Annotated in this window: 17 protein-coding genes; 14 read left to right on the top strand and 3 right to left on the bottom strand. The window is 45.8% G+C overall.

Going from position 1 to position 17,830, the window contains the following annotated elements; all coding sequences use genetic code 11:
• The first annotated feature begins 102 nt into the window (after positions 1-102).
• The 12 genes from C1I38_RS13285 to trxA all read left to right on the top strand — a co-directional run bounded on the left by C1I38_RS13285 (position 103) and on the right by trxA (position 14,159).
• A complete protein-coding gene (locus C1I38_RS13285; protein WP_119776659.1) occupies positions 103-1,974 on the top strand; it encodes a DUF4153 domain-containing protein in 1,872 nt (623 codons plus the stop codon).
• Positions 1,975-2,162: 188 nt separating this feature from the next.
• Complete coding sequence (locus C1I38_RS13290; RefSeq protein ID WP_243109316.1) at positions 2,163-2,600, top strand: hypothetical protein; 438 nt, start codon at positions 2,163-2,165, stop codon at positions 2,598-2,600.
• A 34-nt stretch (positions 2,601-2,634) separates the two neighbouring features.
• Positions 2,635-2,982, top strand: coding sequence for a lipopolysaccharide assembly protein LapA domain-containing protein (locus C1I38_RS13295; protein WP_119776657.1), 348 nt, complete (start codon positions 2,635-2,637; stop codon positions 2,980-2,982).
• 64 nt (positions 2,983-3,046) lie between these two features.
• Entirely contained in the window at positions 3,047-5,050 is a 2,004-nt protein-coding gene (gene recJ, locus C1I38_RS13300) for a single-stranded-DNA-specific exonuclease RecJ (RefSeq protein WP_243109317.1), read from the top strand.
• An 18-nt stretch (positions 5,051-5,068) separates the two neighbouring features.
• Positions 5,069-7,237: a bifunctional (p)ppGpp synthetase/guanosine-3',5'-bis(diphosphate) 3'-pyrophosphohydrolase gene (locus tag C1I38_RS13305; RefSeq protein ID WP_119776654.1), complete on the top strand. Its 2,169-nt coding sequence runs from the start codon at positions 5,069-5,071 to the stop codon at positions 7,235-7,237.
• Positions 7,237-7,686, top strand: a complete 450-nt coding sequence (gene dtd, locus C1I38_RS13310; protein ID WP_119776652.1) for a D-aminoacyl-tRNA deacylase — start codon at positions 7,237-7,239, stop codon at positions 7,684-7,686. Before C1I38_RS13305 ends, dtd begins: the two co-directional genes overlap by 1 nt.
• 99 nt (positions 7,687-7,785) lie before the next feature.
• Complete coding sequence (locus tag C1I38_RS13315) at positions 7,786-8,415, top strand: MBL fold metallo-hydrolase (RefSeq protein WP_119776650.1); 630 nt, start codon at positions 7,786-7,788, stop codon at positions 8,413-8,415.
• A complete protein-coding gene (gene hemZ, locus C1I38_RS13320) occupies positions 8,415-10,043 on the top strand; it encodes a coproporphyrinogen dehydrogenase HemZ (RefSeq protein WP_119776649.1) in 1,629 nt (542 codons plus the stop codon). The genes C1I38_RS13315 and hemZ overlap by 1 nt, the downstream gene beginning before the upstream one ends.
• Before the next feature lie 119 nt (positions 10,044-10,162).
• Positions 10,163-11,434: a histidine--tRNA ligase gene (gene hisS, locus C1I38_RS13325; RefSeq protein ID WP_119776647.1), complete on the top strand. Its 1,272-nt coding sequence runs from the start codon at positions 10,163-10,165 to the stop codon at positions 11,432-11,434.
• A gap of 10 nt (positions 11,435-11,444) precedes the next feature.
• The gene (gene aspS / locus C1I38_RS13330; RefSeq protein WP_119776645.1) at positions 11,445-13,226 is read left to right on the top strand and encodes an aspartate--tRNA ligase; all 1,782 of its coding nucleotides are present in this window, start codon (positions 11,445-11,447) and stop codon (positions 13,224-13,226) included.
• Between the two features lie 269 nt (positions 13,227-13,495).
• On the top strand, positions 13,496-13,771 hold the full coding sequence (locus C1I38_RS13335; RefSeq protein WP_119776644.1) for a metal-sensitive transcriptional regulator: 276 nt from the start codon (positions 13,496-13,498) through the stop codon (positions 13,769-13,771).
• 58 nt (positions 13,772-13,829) lie between these two features.
• On the top strand, positions 13,830-14,159 hold the full coding sequence (gene trxA, locus C1I38_RS13340; RefSeq protein WP_119776642.1) for a thioredoxin: 330 nt from the start codon (positions 13,830-13,832) through the stop codon (positions 14,157-14,159).
• Positions 14,160-14,511: 352 nt separating this feature from the next.
• Here the strand turns inward: trxA and C1I38_RS13345 are convergent, their stop codons facing one another.
• Positions 14,512-15,024, bottom strand: a complete 513-nt coding sequence (locus tag C1I38_RS13345; protein ID WP_119776640.1) for a flavin reductase family protein — start codon at positions 15,022-15,024, stop codon at positions 14,512-14,514.
• 247 nt (positions 15,025-15,271) lie between these two features.
• The gene (locus tag C1I38_RS13350; RefSeq protein ID WP_119776638.1) at positions 15,272-15,553 is read right to left on the bottom strand and encodes a hypothetical protein; all 282 of its coding nucleotides are present in this window, start codon (positions 15,551-15,553) and stop codon (positions 15,272-15,274) included.
• Between the two features lie 69 nt (positions 15,554-15,622).
• On the opposite strand from C1I38_RS13350, the gene C1I38_RS13355 reads away from it, so the two are divergent.
• Together C1I38_RS13355 and C1I38_RS13360 are read left to right on the top strand one after the other, a co-directional pair.
• On the top strand, positions 15,623-17,053 hold the full coding sequence (locus C1I38_RS13355) for a hypothetical protein (protein ID WP_119776636.1): 1,431 nt from the start codon (positions 15,623-15,625) through the stop codon (positions 17,051-17,053).
• Positions 17,050-17,349, top strand: a complete 300-nt coding sequence (locus C1I38_RS13360) for an EscU/YscU/HrcU family type III secretion system export apparatus switch protein (RefSeq protein ID WP_119776635.1) — start codon at positions 17,050-17,052, stop codon at positions 17,347-17,349. The genes C1I38_RS13355 and C1I38_RS13360 overlap by 4 nt, the downstream gene beginning before the upstream one ends.
• Here C1I38_RS13360 and C1I38_RS13365 read toward each other — a convergent pair.
• The gene (locus C1I38_RS13365; RefSeq protein WP_119776633.1) at positions 17,346-17,660 is read right to left on the bottom strand and encodes a hypothetical protein; all 315 of its coding nucleotides are present in this window, start codon (positions 17,658-17,660) and stop codon (positions 17,346-17,348) included. The genes C1I38_RS13360 and C1I38_RS13365 overlap by 4 nt on opposite strands.
• Between the last annotated feature and the right edge of the window lie 170 nt (positions 17,661-17,830).

The following is a 17,830-nucleotide window of genomic DNA, read 5'->3' on the forward strand; positions in this document are numbered from 1 at the left end:
AGTGATGAAGGGATAAGCGTATGAATGTCGAAAATTTATTAAGACTAAGTCAAAATTGATTCGTTACTTTGGAATAGAACTTTCCAGCAAGGAGGTATACGGATGAATGCTTTTACCCGGTCGATTGTCCAGGTTATTCGTGGGTCAGCGAAGGCCTTTCAAACTTTTCCAGCTGCAATTGCCTGTGCTTTCGGTTTTGCCGTCGTAACGATGATTAGGATTCAGCTTGACTGGCCGCAACAAGAACCTTATAACTTTCTGTTCAACTGTCTGCATTGGGCTTTTGCAATGGGTGCGGTATTCAGTCTGACCGCAATTACTGCTGCCCAAAGCCGGATTAATCAGAAAAAAGCTTTCTTGGGTGCCAATCTGCTTGGTGTCGTGGCCGCAGCTGTAACCTTCCTGGCACTTTACCTGTTTGGAGGAACGATCCCGGATGAATCTCGCTATGCTATAGTTACAACTTTGGCTGGCGCCCGTGTGAGTATGGCGATGCTGGTCAGTTTTCTGGTCTTTATCATCCTGGCCGGATATCCCAAAGACCAATCTGATTTCTCCAGGTCCTTATTAATGACGCAAAAGGCCTTCTTTATTGCTATCATTTACGGAGCAGTGATTATGGGCGGGGTTTCTGGGGTTGCAGGTGCTGTCCAGGCCTTGCTGTATCACGGCATGAGCAGCAAGGTTTATATGGTTATTGGGACCCTGACCGGCTTTTTAGTCTTTACAATCTTTGTGGGCTATTTTCCCGATTTCCGCAAAGGAGAAGTTGACGAACACCGTGAAGTTGCCCAGAAACAGCCGCGGTTTATTGAAATCCTGTTTGGCAGCATCATGATTCCGATTATCCTGGCGTTGACCGCAGTTCTGCTTCTTTGGGCGGGCAAAACGATGATGAGCGGCATAGGTACATCGTCTTTCGTACAGCTTTCCGGCATTGCCTCAGCCTATACCATCGGCGGGATTTGGCTCCATATGATGGTCACGAATTACGAATCTGCACTGGCAAAATTTTATCGCCGAATTTATCCGGTTGCCGCCCTGGTAATTCTGGCCTTCGAAGCCTGGGCAGTCGTAATCCAGCTGGGCAAGTCAGGACTTAAAACGATTGAATATTCCTTCATACTGATCTGGATTGTGGCCTTAGCAGCGGCTGTCCTGCTGATGATACGAAAGGCAAGATCACATGCTGTAATCGCTGTCCTGACTTGTGTACTTGCGGTATTCTCCGTATTGCCAGTCGTTGGCTATCAGGCACTGCCGGTCACTGCGCAGGTAAACCGACTGGAAAAGATATTGGTCAACCAGGGAATACTGCAGGATAACCAGCTGACTCCCTCAGCTGTCCAACCGGAACGTGCTGTACGCGAATCCATTACCGATGCAGTCGACTATCTCGCCAATGCCAGTGATGCGAAGCTGCCGTCCTGGTTCGATAAGCGTCTTGCCCAGAGCGATGTCTTCAAAGACAAACTAGGTTTTGATAAAACCTGGCCGGAACCTGAGGATATGCCGGGAAAAGACAAGTATATCGCTACATCCCTGATGTTGCCGCCTGAGCCTGTTGACATCAGCGGTTATCGCTGGGCCTTAAATATGCAGATGGAATATGTAAAACAGATGGAAAATGCAAATGGGAAGGAATATATCACGATTGACGGTGACAAAGGCACCTATAGCATCTATTGGACGTACCCTGCCAATAACAATATCCCGTCTTTGAAGATTCTTCAAGATGGCCGTGTGATTCTTGAACAGGATATGAACGGTTATATCGACCAGATTTCTGCGAAGTTCCCGCCGGGTAAGGCCGAAACCTATCAGGCAGCTTTGGGTGATATGTGCGTGAAGCTGGAAACACCGGAAGTGAGCGTACTGCTGGTCTTCAGCAATATTGATATTAGCATGGACCCCCGCGAAGATAGGATCAATTATTGGCTTAACCTCGACCAGCTGTATCTGAAAGAGAATTAAGGCTGTACAATATATAATTTAAGAACATTGTATTATTACTAATGTAGTTCGTGCCAAAGATGATTGGCAGGGACTATTTTCTTTTAGCAACGATCTATAAAATTTGGCCGCAAAGTATAATTATTCCAGTGCGAACGGGGCAATACTATACAGGATTAAATATTAATGATAAGCAGGGTGACGGATTGTTGTTTTGGAATCTGCTGGGCTTGGAATTAATCCTGGTTTGTGCGGCGGGTATAACGCTTCTTGGTAACTACTCCGGTCTCGTCATTGCGGGCCTAATTATATCTGCAGTCAATTTTGCGGTGAATGAACAGGGCAGTATTCTGTTCTGGGAAATTATCATTCTTGCCTATATGTGTTTTGGACTCATTGTGACTTATCTGCTGAATCAGAAAACACACAATTTTCGCGTCCTGAAAGTAGTTGGCGGAAGTGTTTCTTCGCTGTTCCTGTTTGGAATGCTGCTGCCGTTTATACCGGTAATTTTGATTTGGATTGCTATTATAGGCATCCCGCTCGTTTTCAACTATCGGAGTATTTCCAGAGCGATTGTGTTTCAAGCAATTTTTAAGTTTATTTTTTGCACAGGTTGGCTTATTATAGGAAATATACTATATTAATGATACGAATTAATGATACAAAGGAGGGAAAAGTATGGTCATTTTGTTAGTTTCAATTATTATTGCGCTCATTGTGGTGATTTTTGCGGTTCAAAATGCAGCAGTTGTTCCAATCCATTTCTTATTCTGGACAGCAGATTTGCCGCTGGTTCTCGTTATTTTCTGTTCGGTCTTCGCAGGTGCCCTGCTAATGTTCTGCCTTGCACTCCGCCGGGAATTAAAGTCCAGGAAAGAAACGAAAGTCAATAAAAAATTTACCAGCAAAAGAACTGCAGTTTCGGATGCTGATCCGATCGATATACCGCAGAGGGATAGTCAGAACAAAGATAATCAGACTGTTGCCAAAGAAAATACTGTCGGCGCTTCTGAAAATCAGAAATAGGGACTGATTAATGGAAAACAACTTGTGGATTTTATCACACAAAACGTATTTGGGTGAAGCATTTTTGAAAAAAGCGGGACTCTCCCGCAGTACCTTGAGTATTCTTCATAATCGCGGTTATTCTTCGAGAGACAGTGTTTTGGAATTTTTGAAGCCATCGCTTCTGGACCTGCATTCTCCGTTCTTGTTTAAAGATATGGAGGTCATCATGCAAAGGCTTGCCGAGGCCAGGGCGGATCAGGAAAAGATTTTGATCTACGGGGATTACGATGCCGATGGTGTAACCGGAACAGCCTTACTGTATAAGGGACTGACCAGTCTTGGGTATCAGGTCGTTGTCCATATCCCGAGCCGGGAAGAAGGTTACGGCCTGCATTCGGAAACGATCGAAAAAGCAAGCCACAACAATATCTCGCTGATTATCACTGTTGACTGCGGAATCTCGGCTGTCCAGGAGGTAGCCTTTGCTAAAACCTGCGGTATCGACATCATTGTTACGGACCACCATGAACCGCAGGACGAACTGCCTTGCGCAGTTGGAATATTAAATTCCAAAATAGCAGATTCAGGTTATCCGTTTCCGCATTTGGCTGGTGTCGGGGTAGCCTTTAAACTCCTGCAAGCCCTATACGCCCGTTTAGGTTATTCTGAGGCGGCATTTGGGGCGGAGAACGATTATCTTGATTTGGTCGCGCTTGGAACGATTGCGGATATTGTCCCACTCGTCGGGGAAAACAGAATCCTCGTCAAAAATGGGCTGACTGTGATGGAAAATACCAGGCACTCCGGGATCAGGGCGCTGCTGGAGGAATGCGGCCTTCTTGGCAAGAAGCTTAAGGCAGGTCAGATTTCGTTTATTGTTGCTCCGAGAATCAATGCCGCCGGGAGGATGGATACGGCGAGGCTGGCACTGAACTTACTGCTTGAAGAGACCTATGATGATGCGTTGGAGATGGCCAGGGAACTTAGCAAGGAAAATAATCAGAGACAGCTTACTGAAAAGGAGCTGCTTTGTGATGCTGAACGTATATTAGCTGAAGGCCCAATACCCAATGTCATTGTCTTGTCCTCACCGAACTGGCATCACGGGGTGATTGGCATTGTCGCTTCGCGACTCGTGGAGCGCTACAAGCGGCCGGTCTTCCTTATTGCCGAGGAAGGGGATACTGGGAAAGGCTCAGCCAGAGGAATCTCGGACTATCATGTTCTCGACGAATTAAAAAAACAGGCGAATACTTTAAGCAAATTTGGCGGTCATAAACAAGCGGCCGGATTTACGCTTCCTGTAGACCAGATCCCGCAGCTCCGGGAAGGACTTAATAATAGTTTTCTTGAACTTGGGATCATCTTTAAGGAACGTTTTCAGATCGATTCTATGATATCGTGGGATGAACTGAATGCTCAGTTATTGGAAGAGCTGGAACAGATGGCTCCGTTTGGGGCAGGAAATCCAGCACCTGTCTTAAGAACGGATGGCCTTGCCGTCCAAAACGTTTCTGTTGTCGGTAAAGGCCGGGAACATTTGAAAATGACGCTCGCAGCAGCAAAGCTTAAACGGGAAGCTATGGCGTTTAAAAAGGGACAAGAATTTGATCTGGTCAAAAACATCGATATGATCGATATTATTTATAATCTTGAGCTGAACAGCTACGGTAATGTCGAAACCATCCAGGCCGTCGTCAAGGATTTTCGTCCTTCCGGTGTCGGAGCCGAGCAGGAAATCGCCTGTACGGCTGAGGGATATTCCGAACCGGAGCCAGCCATTAGCGGGAGCCTGTCGGATTTCGAGACTGCCGCCTTCAAAGAAAAGACTTCGGCACCGCGTCTTTCCAGAAAGATGCTGGCGGATTTCTATCGAAACCTTAAGCACATAACGGATGAACGCGGTTTTATTTGGTGGGGACCGTCTGCGGAAAAACCTGGAATGCAGCTCAGCATCATGAAAATATTCGAGGAACTTGGCATCATCAGCTGGTATGGCGGAACAGGCCCGTATTTATTTAAATTAAACAATATCGAGAAAACCTACTTGCAGACTTCTTTGCGTTTCAGAGTCTGGAGCGAATAGGAACCCAGAGGTGGCTTAATGAATTTTCAACAACTGAAGGAAACATTGATTTCCAATAATGCGCAATACAACCTGGAGAAAATTGAAGAGGCCTATGAATATGCGGAACTTGCCCATCGCGGCCAACTCCGCAATTCCGGCGAAAAGTATATCTATCATCCGCTGGAAGTCGCTTCGATTCTTGCGGAATTGGAGATGGACGATTCGACGATCATTGCTGCGCTGCTGCATGATGTTGCTGAAGATACGAACAGGACACTTGAAGATATCCGTAAGAATTTTGGCGATGAAGTTGCGGGGCTCGTCGATGGGGTAACCAAGCTCGGCAAAATTTCGTACAAGAGCAAGGTTGAAGTCCAGGTTGAGAACTTAAGGAAAATGTTTCTGGCGATGGCCAAGGATATTCGGGTTATTTTAATCAAGCTGGCCGACCGCCTGCACAATATGCGGACCCTGAAATATCAGTCTGAATCTAAACAAAAGGAAATTGCGCAGGAGACGATCGAGATCTACGCGCCCTTAGCCAATAGGCTCGGGATATTCCGGATCAAGTGGGAGCTGGAAGATCTCGCTTTTCGCTATTTGCATTCGCAGGAATATTACGATTTAGTTGAAGGTATTTCTTTAAAGAGAAAAGAAAGACAGGAACAGATCGATGAGGTGATCGAACAGCTTAAAGTCAGGCTCGATGAAGTCGGAATTGAAGCCGATATTGCCGGCCGTCCGAAGCATTTCTTTAGTATCTATAAAAAGATGCTCGATCAGAACAAAGATCTGAGTGAAATATTTGATTTGACGGCAGTCCGGGTCATTGTCAAAACCGTCAATGACTGTTACGGAGCACTGGGGGTTATTCACACCCTATGGAAGCCTATTCCCGGAAGGTTTAAAGATTATATTGCGATGCCGAAACCGAATATGTACCAGTCCCTGCATACCACATTAATCGGAAACCACGGGGACCCGTTTGAAATCCAGATCCGAACCTGGGAGATGCACCGGACGGCTGAATACGGGATTGCTGCCCACTGGAAATACAAAGAAGGCAAAAAAATTGAGAGTAATTTTGAACAGAAACTATCCTGGATCCGCCAGCTCCTGGAAGTACAGCATGACTCCAAGGACGATGCCGGCGAATTTATGGAATCGCTGAAAATAGACTTGTTTGCGGATACTGTATTTGTGTTTACGCCTAAAGGTGATGTCGTTGAATTGCCGGCCGATTCCTGTCCGATCGATTTTGCGTACCGGGTTCATACGGATGTCGGCCATAGCTGTATCGGTGCCAAAATCAACGGAAGGATTGTTCCACTTGACACCAAATTGAAAAACGGGGATATTGTCGAGATTCTGACAACCAGGACGCCCACCGGCCCAAGCAGGGACTGGGTCTGTCTCGTAAAGACCTCTCAGGCTAAAAACAGGATCCGTCAATGGTTTAAGAAAGAAAAAAGAGAAGAGAATATTATCAGAGGACGTGAAGGCCTCGAGCGTGAAGCTAGGAAACTTGGTCTTGAACCGTCAATAGCCTTAAAATTAGAAAACATGATCAAATTAGCCAAGAGCTTCAGCTTCAACAACATTGATGATTTATATGCAGCAATGGGTGATGGCGCGATTACTTTTAAAAAAGCCCTGGGTCGTTTAAAGGAAGAAATTCTGAAAGAAGAGTTGAAAACACCGCTTTTTCCGATTCAGACAGAACACAAGCACCCGGTGAAGCATTCTCAGGGAGTATCGGTCAAAGGGGTAAACAATATCCTGATCCGGTTTTCCCGGTGCTGCAACCCGCTTCCCGGAGATCCGATCATCGGCTATATAACGAGAGGCCGCGGTGTATCAATTCACAGGGCAGACTGCTCAGAGCTCATCGGACTTACGGCAGAAGAGCAGGAGCGGATCGTTGAGGTTGAATGGGAAGCCGCTGTCGAGTCAATTTATCCTGTAGATATCGAGGCTATCGGTCTGGACCGCGTGGGTTTGGTCAGCGACATTATGAACGTAATCACCGAAACACGGACCCACATGCTCGGAATGAGTGCCCGGGTAGGCAAAGACCGCGTCTCGCATATCCGTCTGAGAATCGAAGTGAAAAGCCTCGACCATTTAAATTATGTTCTTAACAAGTTCCGTAAAGTCAAAGATATTACCGTAGTCGAGAGAATTCAGGGCGGAGGAAACACTTGATGCGGGGTGTTGTTCAGAGGGTTAAAAGCGCAGCTGTACGGGTTGAGAATCAGACTGTAGGCCAGATTGGGGCAGGACTCATGGTTTTAATCGGGATCGGACAGGAAGACGACACGGATGATGTCAAGTGGCTTGCTGATAAAATACTAAATTTAAGAGTATTTGAAGACGATCAGGCCAAAATGAATCTGTCGGTAGCCGATATCGGCGGAGAACTACTGCTCGTGTCCCAGTTTACTTTGTTAGGTGACTGCCGGAAGGGCAGGAGGCCTAGCTTTTCTGAGGCAGCTCCTCCGGAAACAGCCAAAGCAATGTTTGAAAGCCTGACAGAATATCTTCAAAAAACTGGAATTAAGGTTGAAACGGGCCTTTTTCAGGCCGACATGGACGTCGAACTGGTTAACAACGGACCAGTTACGCTGTTGCTGGACAGCAAGAAACAGTTTTAAACTAGCTGATTGATTCGTAAACACGGTATCAAATTAGCTTTGCTCGGGTTAGTCAGTATATTGATGGAAGTATATATTATATAGAGGTGGCGATATCACGTGATTGAAAGAATTGTGACGCCTGTCTTGGGTGTGAACTGCTACGTACTGGCTTGCGACCAGACTAAAAAGGCTGTAATCATCGACCCAGGATCGGGAAGTATGATAATCAAGGATTTGCTGAAAAGGCATAACCTGAAGGTCGAGCGGATCATCTTGACGCACGGACATTATGACCATATCGGGGCAGCTGAAGAATTGAGGAAAACCCTGCATGCTGACGTCGCCATCCACAGGGAGGATGCAGGGATGTTGACGGATCCCCAGAAAAACCTTTCCAGAATGTTCAGCAGGGACTACGTGATGTCTCCAGCTGAAATACTGTTGGAAGACGATCAGGAATTCTTTATTGGTAAAGTCCAAATGAAAGTTATCCATACGCCGGGGCATACACCGGGCGGCATCTGTCTGCTGTCGGATGGTGTGCTATTCAGCGGGGACACGCTCTTTGACTGTTCAATCGGCAGAGCGGATCTTCCCGGGGGGGACTTTCATAAACTTCTTAACAGTATCAATGATAAGCTAATGGTTTTGGACGATCAAATCCTGGTTTATCCCGGACATGAATCCTTTACATCCATTGGCCGGGAAAGGGCTAGAAATCCATATATTAGCGGAGACCTGGCCTGATGGAGGAAAGTATTCTCATTTACAGTTCCACAATTGATCCTAAAATGTTAACCAGCTGCTCACAAATCATAGCAGCTTTTTTTCCAGGTAAAAAGCTTAGAACAGGCAAAAACTATATGGCAGGCGAGTTATTGTCCGACGTACTGCCGAATGACATGCAATCAGCAGCCGTTCGATCTGATGCTGGAATTATACAGTCTGCCGTTGATCATAAACGGTCTGATGCTGAAGCTTTTTGCATCGTTATAGATTCCAGCGATACTTCCCTGGGAAAGGCTTTTGAAATCTGCCTGACAGACAGAACGACTGGAGAAAAGTATACGAGGACAGTACATTCGGGATCAGCGAATGATTTCAACGGACTGCAGCTTCCCGGAAAAGAACCGCTGCCTCAGATCATTTTAAAAAGAGGTTTATGTCTGTTTTTATCCGAATATACCGGGAGCACGCTTCCCTGGGGAATCCTGACCGGTATACGGCCCGGAAAAATCATTGGTAAGATGACCGATCTCGGATATGACGAAGAACAAAAGAATAAAGTCCTGCGAGAACTTTACCTTGTTGACCAGGAAAAGGTGAGCCTGCTTCACCAGATCGAACAGGTTCAGCAGCCTTTCCGTCAAACGATGAAAGAAGCCGAGCATTTTGCCGGCGTTTATCTTGCGATACCCTTTTGTCCGTCCCGCTGTTTCTACTGCTCATTTCCGTCCAATTCCCTGGCTGGGAAGCAGAGCGGACAGCTTTGCCGCTATCTGAAAGCTCTGAAGAAGGAAGTCAAACTAACCGGGAAAATGATGCAGGGGCTGGGTATGAAGGCCGATAGCCTTTATATCGGTGGTGGGACACCGACGGTACTAAGCGCCGCCGACCTGCAAATGCTGCTGGAAACCATCCGTGACGAGATTCCACAGGCTGAGCGGTGTGAATATTCTGTTGAGGCCGGTAGACCGGATACGATTGACCATACTAAACTGACAGTCATGAAGAATTTTGGGGTGAGCCGAATAAGCGTTAACCCTCAGACCATGCAGGAGGCAACGCTGCCCGTGATTGGACGCAGGCATACGGCCGCCGATATCCGGGAGTGTTTTCTTCTAGCCAGAGAAGTTTCCGACTGGGTGATCAATATGGATTTGATCCTTGGACTGCCGGGTGAAGGATCCGAGGAAGTCCTGGACAGTGTGGAAAAAGTACTGGCTTTGCAACCGGATAACATTACCGTCCATGCCCTGGCGCTGAAACGAGGTTCTGCAGCCTGGGAGAACCATTCGGCTTCAAACCGCGAAGATTCTAAAGATTGGCAGGATATTCAGCGCGAAGTCCACCGCAGGATTCAAAAGCACGGATATATTCCGTATTATCTGTACCGACAAAAGTATATTGCCGGTAACCTTGAGAATATTGGCTATGCCCTTCGGGGTAAAGAATGCCGCTATAATATTGCGATGATTGAAGAGCAGCAAAACATCATTGGTCTTGGTGCAGGCAGCGTCAGCAAAATACGGAAGAGGGGTTCCGGCCACGAGAATATGTATCATCCGCTGGACCTGCAGTGTTATGAGGACCAACTGATGCAGGTCCACCAAAAAATAAAGCAATCATTGACAGATTTTTTGCCTGTTTTATGAAAAAATACAGGAATCCTGATGAGACTGAAGGATAATTGTGTTATAATAGATAAGCTTATTTTTTAGATTGGACACGCCGGATGATCTGGTGATCTACCGTTGTGCAGGAGGAAATGATCATGTCGATTCAACGGCCGAAAGGTACACAGGATATCATTCCGGGTACCATAGAAAAGTGGCAGTTTCTCGAAGAACAAATCCGGAAGATTTGTTCCGAGTATGGATATAAAGAAATCAGAACACCGGTCTTTGAGGCGACCGAACTTTTTCAGCGCGGCGTCGGAGAGACAACGGATATTGTCAATAAAGAAATGTATACCTTTATGGATAAAGGGCAGAGATCCATCACACTGCGTCCGGAAGGGACGGCTTCCGTCTGCAGGGCGTATACCGAGAACAAGCTTTATGCGCTGCAGCAGCCAGTCAAAATGTATTACCTCGGCCCGATGTTCCGCTATGAGAAGTCCCAGGCCGGACGCTTCCGGCAATTCCACCAGTTCGGAGCAGAGGTGCTCGGTGGAGAGGATCCACTTGTCGATGCTGAAATCATCTGTCTGATCTGGGATTTTTTTGGCAGGATCGGCCTTAAGGGACTCGTTGTTGAGATCAATTCCGTGGGTTGTCCGACGTGCCGGGCTGAGCACAGGATTAGGCTGCAGGAATTCCTGCAGGAACGCAAAGATGATCTTTGTCCGGATTGCCAGAACCGCTTTATCAAAAATCCAATGCGAATTTTAGACTGTAAGAACAGTTCCTGTCAAAAGCTGACGGAGAATGCGCCGACGACCCTGGATACACTCTGCGTAGACTGTGCGGACCATTTCGCGAAGATTCAGGAATATTTAAAAATCGCTGGGGTTGCGTACCGGATTAATCCCAGAATGGTTCGCGGGCTGGATTATTATCAAAAAACAGCCTTTGAAGTCACGGCTGAAGGTATCGGCGCCCAGAATGCGATTTGCGGTGGCGGGCGTTATGACGGTCTTGTCCAGGAAATCGGCGGGCCGGCCACACCGGGAATTGGTTTTGCCATGGGACTGGAACGTATCCTGAGTGTCATGGAAAAGCAGAATGTTGAAATGATGCCTGAGGTTGAAGCGCCGGTCGTGATTGCAGCTCTGGGTGAGGCGGCCAGACAGGAAGGGTTCAGGCTTTTAGGTGATCTGCGGCAGGCTGGGCTGCCGGCAGTTATGGACCTTCTGGGAAAAGGACTTAAAGGTCAGCTTAAATATGCAGACCGGGAACAGGCCCGCTATGTATTAATACTGGGTGACGATGAGCTGTCCCGAAAAATGGTGATTGTCCGCGATATGCGGCTGGGAGATCAACAGGAAATCCCGATGGATCAAATCAAAGCTTTTTTGTTGAAGCATACGAAATGTGAAATGTAGGAGGATATCAATGTTAGCAGAAAGAATCGGAGCGGGTACGCTGAACAGGAAAAACGCAGGCGAAAAAGTAAAGTTGTTGGGTTGGGTTCAAACCAGAAGGGACCATGGAGGCGTCATTTTTGTTGATTTGCGCGACAGGTCTGGCATTGTCCAGATTGTCTTCAACCCGGATATGCCTGCAAACGCTTTTAATCAGGCTGAAAAGCTCCGCTCGGAGTATGTGATAAAGGCCGAAGGTCTCGTTCGGGTGAGACCTGAAGGTTCAGAAAATCCGAATATGGTTACCGGAGAAATTGAAGTTGTGATCGAAAACCTCGAAATACTCAATAAAGCGAAAACTCCGCCTTTCTACATCCAGGACAATGTGGATGTCGATGAAAGTGTCAGGCTGAAACACCGCTATCTTGACCTCCGCCGAACCGAAATGCAGAACATCTTTAAGATCAGACACAAGGTCATGAAAATCATGCGTGATTTTCTGGACATTGAGGGGTTCCTGGAAATTGAAACGCCGATTCTGGCTAAGTCGACACCAGAAGGGGCCAGAGACTATCTTGTTCCAAGCCGTGTGAATCAGGGAACATTTTATGGTCTACCCCAATCGCCGCAGATCTTTAAACAGCTGTTGATGGTCGCCGGTATGGAAAAATATTATCAGATTGCTCGCTGCTTCCGTGATGAAGATTTGCGCGCGGACCGCCAGCCGGAATTTACCCAGCTCGACTTGGAGATGTCCTTTATTGAGATTGAAGACCTTCTGCCGATGATGGAGAATCTGATTGCCAAGATCTTCAGGGAGATTAAAGGTATTGATATCCCGCTCCCCATTCCGCGGCTGACCTATCAGGAGGCGATGGAACGCTATGGTTCGGACAAACCGGATACCCGCTTTGCCATGGAATTGATCGATGTGGCTCCGGTCGTTAAAGATTCCGGATTTAAAGTATTTGCCGACGTTATCGCGAAGGGCGGCAGGGTTAAAGGGATCTGCGCCAAAGGATGTGCCGGCATGCCGCGAAGAGAAATTGACGCGCTCACTAAGTTTGTCAGCATTTACGGAGCCAAAGGACTTGCCTACATCGTGATGGATCCCGAAGGAATGAAATCACCGATTCTGAAGTTCTTCACCGAAAAGGAAATTAACGCACTGCTGGCTGCGATGGGAGCAGAAACCGGAGACATCCTATTCTTCGTTGCCGATAAGGAATCCGTCGTTCATAATGCGCTTGGGAACTTAAGACTAGAGCTGGCCAAACGGATGGAGCTTATCCGGGAAGATAGGATTAACTGTCTTTGGGTTACGGAATTCCCGCTCATGGAATATGATGAGGAAGAAAAACGCTATGTGGCGATTCACCATATGTTTACCAGTCCGATGAATGAAGATATTCCTCTCCTGGATTCTGATCCGCTGAAGGTAAGAGCAAAGGCTTATGACATGGTCCTGAACGGAATGGAACTTGGCGGAGGAAGCATCCGGATTCACCAAAGGGATGTTCAGGAAAAGATCTTTGACCTGATTGGTTTGAGCAGTGAAGAGGCCAAAGAAAAATTTGGCTATCTGCTTGAGGCGTTCGAATATGGCACACCACCCCATGGGGGAATTGCGTTTGGGCTAGATAGACTTACGATGATTCTTTCCGGACGGGACAATATCCGCGATGTCATCGCATTCCCGAAGACCCAGAGTGCTTCATGCCTGTTGACCCAGACGCCTTCACCGGTTGTGGACAGCCAACTCAAAGAGCTTCATATTAAATTGGACCTAAAAGCAAAACAGACTTCTAATTAGTCTTTTAATTATTTATCAATAATTCCCCATCAATTCAATTTAATTTAATTCATCTTATCTCATTAATAGAACTTTCGATAAGGGCTTTGCTGGTTTATTATTCATAAAAACAGGCATAATATATTTCATACCCGGCAAAGCCTATGCAATATCTTTGAATATCCTGAAATGTCCAGAAATATTCTGCAAAGCCTCTTGACAGAATAGCCAGACGGATCATATAATAACCTTAGAAAATACCCGGGTAGGGTATAGGGGTAAGGGGTAAGATGGAACCAAAGAAAAAAAAGGAACCGAGAAACGATATCATGATCCGATTGAAACGGATTGAGGGACAGGTCAAGGGGTTGCAGCGTATGCTTGATGAAGAAAAATGCTGTTCTGATGTTTTGGTTCAGGTTGCCGCAGTCAAGGCAGCAATCAATAAGGTTGGCATTATGATTTTTGAAGAGCACTCCAGAACCTGCTTGAAAGATGCGCTCGAAACGGAAAATGATAAAGCCCTGGATGATCTGATTGTTTTGTTGAACCGGTTTGTCCATTAATCTTTTGGACAAACAAAAGTCTTTTTCTATGGTGACGTTAAGAACGGAGGGATTTAAGATGGCAGGTGTTAATGTCAAAACATTTACTGCTGAGAATTGGCAGAGTGATGTACTCAGTTCAAGCCAGCTGGTATTGGTCGATTTTTGGGCTGCCTGGTGCGGACCTTGCAGAATGATAGCTCCTGTAGTGGAAGAACTGGCAGATGAATATGCAGGTAAAGTAACCATCGGCAAATTAAATGTCGATGAGCAGGGGGAAATCGCCCAGAAATACGGCGTAATGAGTATTCCGACACTGCTGCTGATTAAAAACGGTAAAATTGCTGATACGATCGTCGGTTTCAGAGGAAAATCGGATCTTGTAAAGGCTATTGAAGCGAAATTGTAATTAGAAAGATATACGGCCAGGCCTATCCCAAACTCGCCACCGGTGGCGAATTTGGGATAGGCCTTTTATGTAAGACATAAAGGAATCCTCGCGTTAAGACATGTCAACGGTTTCAGGCCACGGATGGCCACTGTCGCGGTGCCGGATGGCAAGGTGCGATGACTTATTGTAAAGCCCAGAGGTTTTGACATGTTAGCGAGGGTCTTGTTTGCGAGATGGTGAGTTGTTAAATATTCCACTGGATTGTTTGACAACTCATGTGTGAGCGGCGCATTCTGCGCTGTACGAGGCTACAACACCCAGAAAAAAGATATGACGCCCCTGATAATTGAAGCGCCTCATTGAGTTAAACTTAATTTTTAGCATAGCACCGAATGATTTCACCAACGTAAACACGGTGATAATCATTCTGCTTATAGTTACTTTCAATTGCCGGATCAAGAAAATGGCTCGGGTCCAAATCCTGATAATAGAGTTTTTTACATTCCATAACCAGTCTAGCTTCCTTAAAATAGACGGATCCAAACGGGCTTTCAACGGGTGTAATCCCTGTAGCGGCTGTTTTGTCCACATCTCTTCCGGAATTTGCTCCGCAGAAAGATAAAGCCTTTCGATAGTTTTCTTCAAAAAAAGAAAGCGTGAAAGTATCATTTTCTTCCATAAACTGATAAGTATAACGCGAAGGACGGACAAAACAAAAGCATACTTTTTTATTCCACAGTACCCCGAATCCGCCCCAGCTGGCCGTCATCATATTATACTTTTCCATATTTCCCGCCGTAATCAGCATCCAGTCCTTTCCGACCAGATTAAAGGGGTTATCCGTTAACTGCTCAGGTTTCACTAGCTTAAATTCATTATTCATCACAATATCTCCTATTGATATTTATTTTTGTCTTATTATCCAAATAAGACGTTGGTAACCTACAATTAAGACATTCAATATTCTACTACATAAATGAACGGGATATTACATAACAAACGTGCTTTAAGCGAGATCAGTCTGTGTGCCACAGTTCCGCTGCGAGCGGAGCACGATGCGAAGCGCGGACTTTTTAAGGATTGAGCCATCCATGGCACGCGGGTATTGTGGCATGCAGACTTCCCCCGTATTATTCAAAATTCCTTAATGCATCCAACCGTTTATTCCTAAAATAAAGCCCTGTATCAACTGCGATCAGGCAAAAATTCAGGATATATAGTATAATGACATAATCGAACGAATAAATCATCTTGTGCAGGATGCCGGATAAATAGCCGATAAGCAATACAACCAGGAAAAAAAGGCTTTTTCCTTTCGCAGTTCTGGCTTTGTAGGACGAGTAGATCGAAAAAGGCCAGGCAGAACCAAAACATAACAGCATAATCGTTTCAAAGATACTCAACACAATCATTCCTTTAATTCTATTATGATAATTTTTGTTATCATTATTACAGCAGATTTTTCTGCGAGGGAGTCTCTAATGATCATAAACAATATCCAGAGTATTGGCAAGATTTCTTCTTCAATAGATTTTACACAATTGAAAACCGGCCAGCTTCTTCCAGTGGAAATTATCAGTAGAAATGGAAATCAGGAAGGACTCATCTCCATTGCCGGGCAAAAAATTAAAGCCCAGCTGGAACCGCAGTTTATGGAAGGTGAAAGATTTCTGGCGGTCGTCAAAGAGGTCAATACGGAAGGCGTTGTTTTGAGCCGGGTTAGCCAGAGTACCGGCCAGCTGAGCAGTTTGTCTGCGGAGCAGCTGTCTTCAATGATCAGCAAAGGATTTGGTCTTTCAGCCGAAGAAGCGGACTTTCTAGTCAACAACATGGTCAATCAGAACACGGCAACAGGCAGCAAGAGTGCTCCACCTGAAATATTATACCAGGCTGCTGATAAGCTATGGATGATTTTGAGGGAAGGAAAAAACCAGAGTAAACTATTGAGCAAGATAGCTTCCAGGACAGCGCCGCAGGAGACAAATACCGGCGCAGGACAGGCATCCAGCCAGGTAGCCGGACAGGCGCTTCGATTAACCCTGGAGCAGATCACAACGATTCTAAACAGGGGGATCAACCTGACCCCTGAGATCTCTGTGGTTCTGGCAAAATATCTGAATCAGCAAAACAGCAGTGTTCTTAAAACGATGCTATCGGATCAGAATTCTGCAAACCAGAGCTCAACAAATCAAAGTTCAACGAGTCAAAGTTCAATAGACCAGAAATCCCCACTCAACACGCTTGCAGACCAGCTTTGGAAAATCATCCCGAAGTGGGAGGACACCAACGGTGAGCAGTTTGAAAACATCCTGCATTATTTCAAAAGCCTCGGGCTCGAGCACGAGAATCAGCTGCTGCTCAAATTAAAGAATAACGCCGGTTGGGAAGCAGAACAAACTGAAAATGTAAAAACAATGCTCTTAAACGCGCTGGCAGAAGATTCTGTCTCTCCAGAAAAAAGCGCACTGAAGAGTTTTCTGGATGAGATTAGCGGACAGCAAATCTGGATCCAGACCGGGAATAAAGAAAATACCGCCTATTTGCTTATGCATATCCCGCTGCAGAATAACAATGAGCTATATAATTGTTCGCTTGCAGTGGAGAGTTCTCGTAAAGGCCATAAAATGGATATTGAACACTGCCATCTCGCGCTGCAGGTCGAGACGGAACACCTTGACCTGCTCGGAGCCGACCTTACGCTTTACGACAACAAACTCCATATCTGCCTCTTAAACGATCATCCCGAGGAGCTGAATTCGCTGATTGAAGATCTCTATGATCAAATCAAGCAGAACTTCGCGGATATTGGCTTATCTTTAGAAAAGCTATCGTTAAAGACCTACGATGAATTTCCCCAGTTTGTGCATTTTCTAACTGGAAAAAACTTTTCAGGGGTGGATATCAAAGGATGAAAAGGGAAAGTCCAAATAATAAAAAAAATATTAAAAAAGCCGCTGCCCTGGCCTATGATCATGTTGGTGCTCCGAGGATTGTCGCCAAAGGGGAAGGGCATATGGCCAAAAAAATAATTGAATTGGCCGAAGAGCAGGGCATTCCGGTCCAAAATGACGACACCCTTGTAGAAGCCTTAATGCAGGTAGAGCTGTCCAAAGAAATACCGCCCGAACTCTATCAGGCGGTTGCCGAAGTACTAGCTTTTATTTATCGCTTGGATAAAATGAAGGGGACGAAGAAGGATACGCCTTAAACTGATTTTGGCTTAGTCCTCTTATTTAAATTCTTTTGGGCAAATATTTCGGCTACTCGTTCATTGCTGCCCAGGACGAGTCCATGCAAACGCCACTCGCGGAAAGTATGCCAGAATTTTTCTTCAGAGATACTGACCGTATACTCTTCGGATTCCTCGTCATGCGGCCAAAAAACATCAATCCAGAGCTTCCCTTTATTCGTCAAAAATAAAATATAATGATGCAGTTCCGTATTAGCTGAGGCGAGATCCCTGATCAAGATGTGAGAGCGGCCGCCGGGGAAATCCGTTTGCAAATAGATTGGCTTCATCCTTTTCCTCCTGTAATTCGTATGATTTGATTGATTTGGCACTATACAGTTTTCTTCATGATCTTCTCAGTATTTAGTTTATTAGGAATGTTACGATTTATGGTTAAGTAAATTATTTTTTTTGAAGGGAGCTCGGCTGATTGAATCAGGCTTGTGTCATCCTATCTCTA

Source organism: Dehalobacter sp. 12DCB1, assembly GCF_004343605.1.
Taxonomy (GTDB): domain Bacteria; phylum Bacillota; class Desulfitobacteriia; order Desulfitobacteriales; family Syntrophobotulaceae; genus Dehalobacter.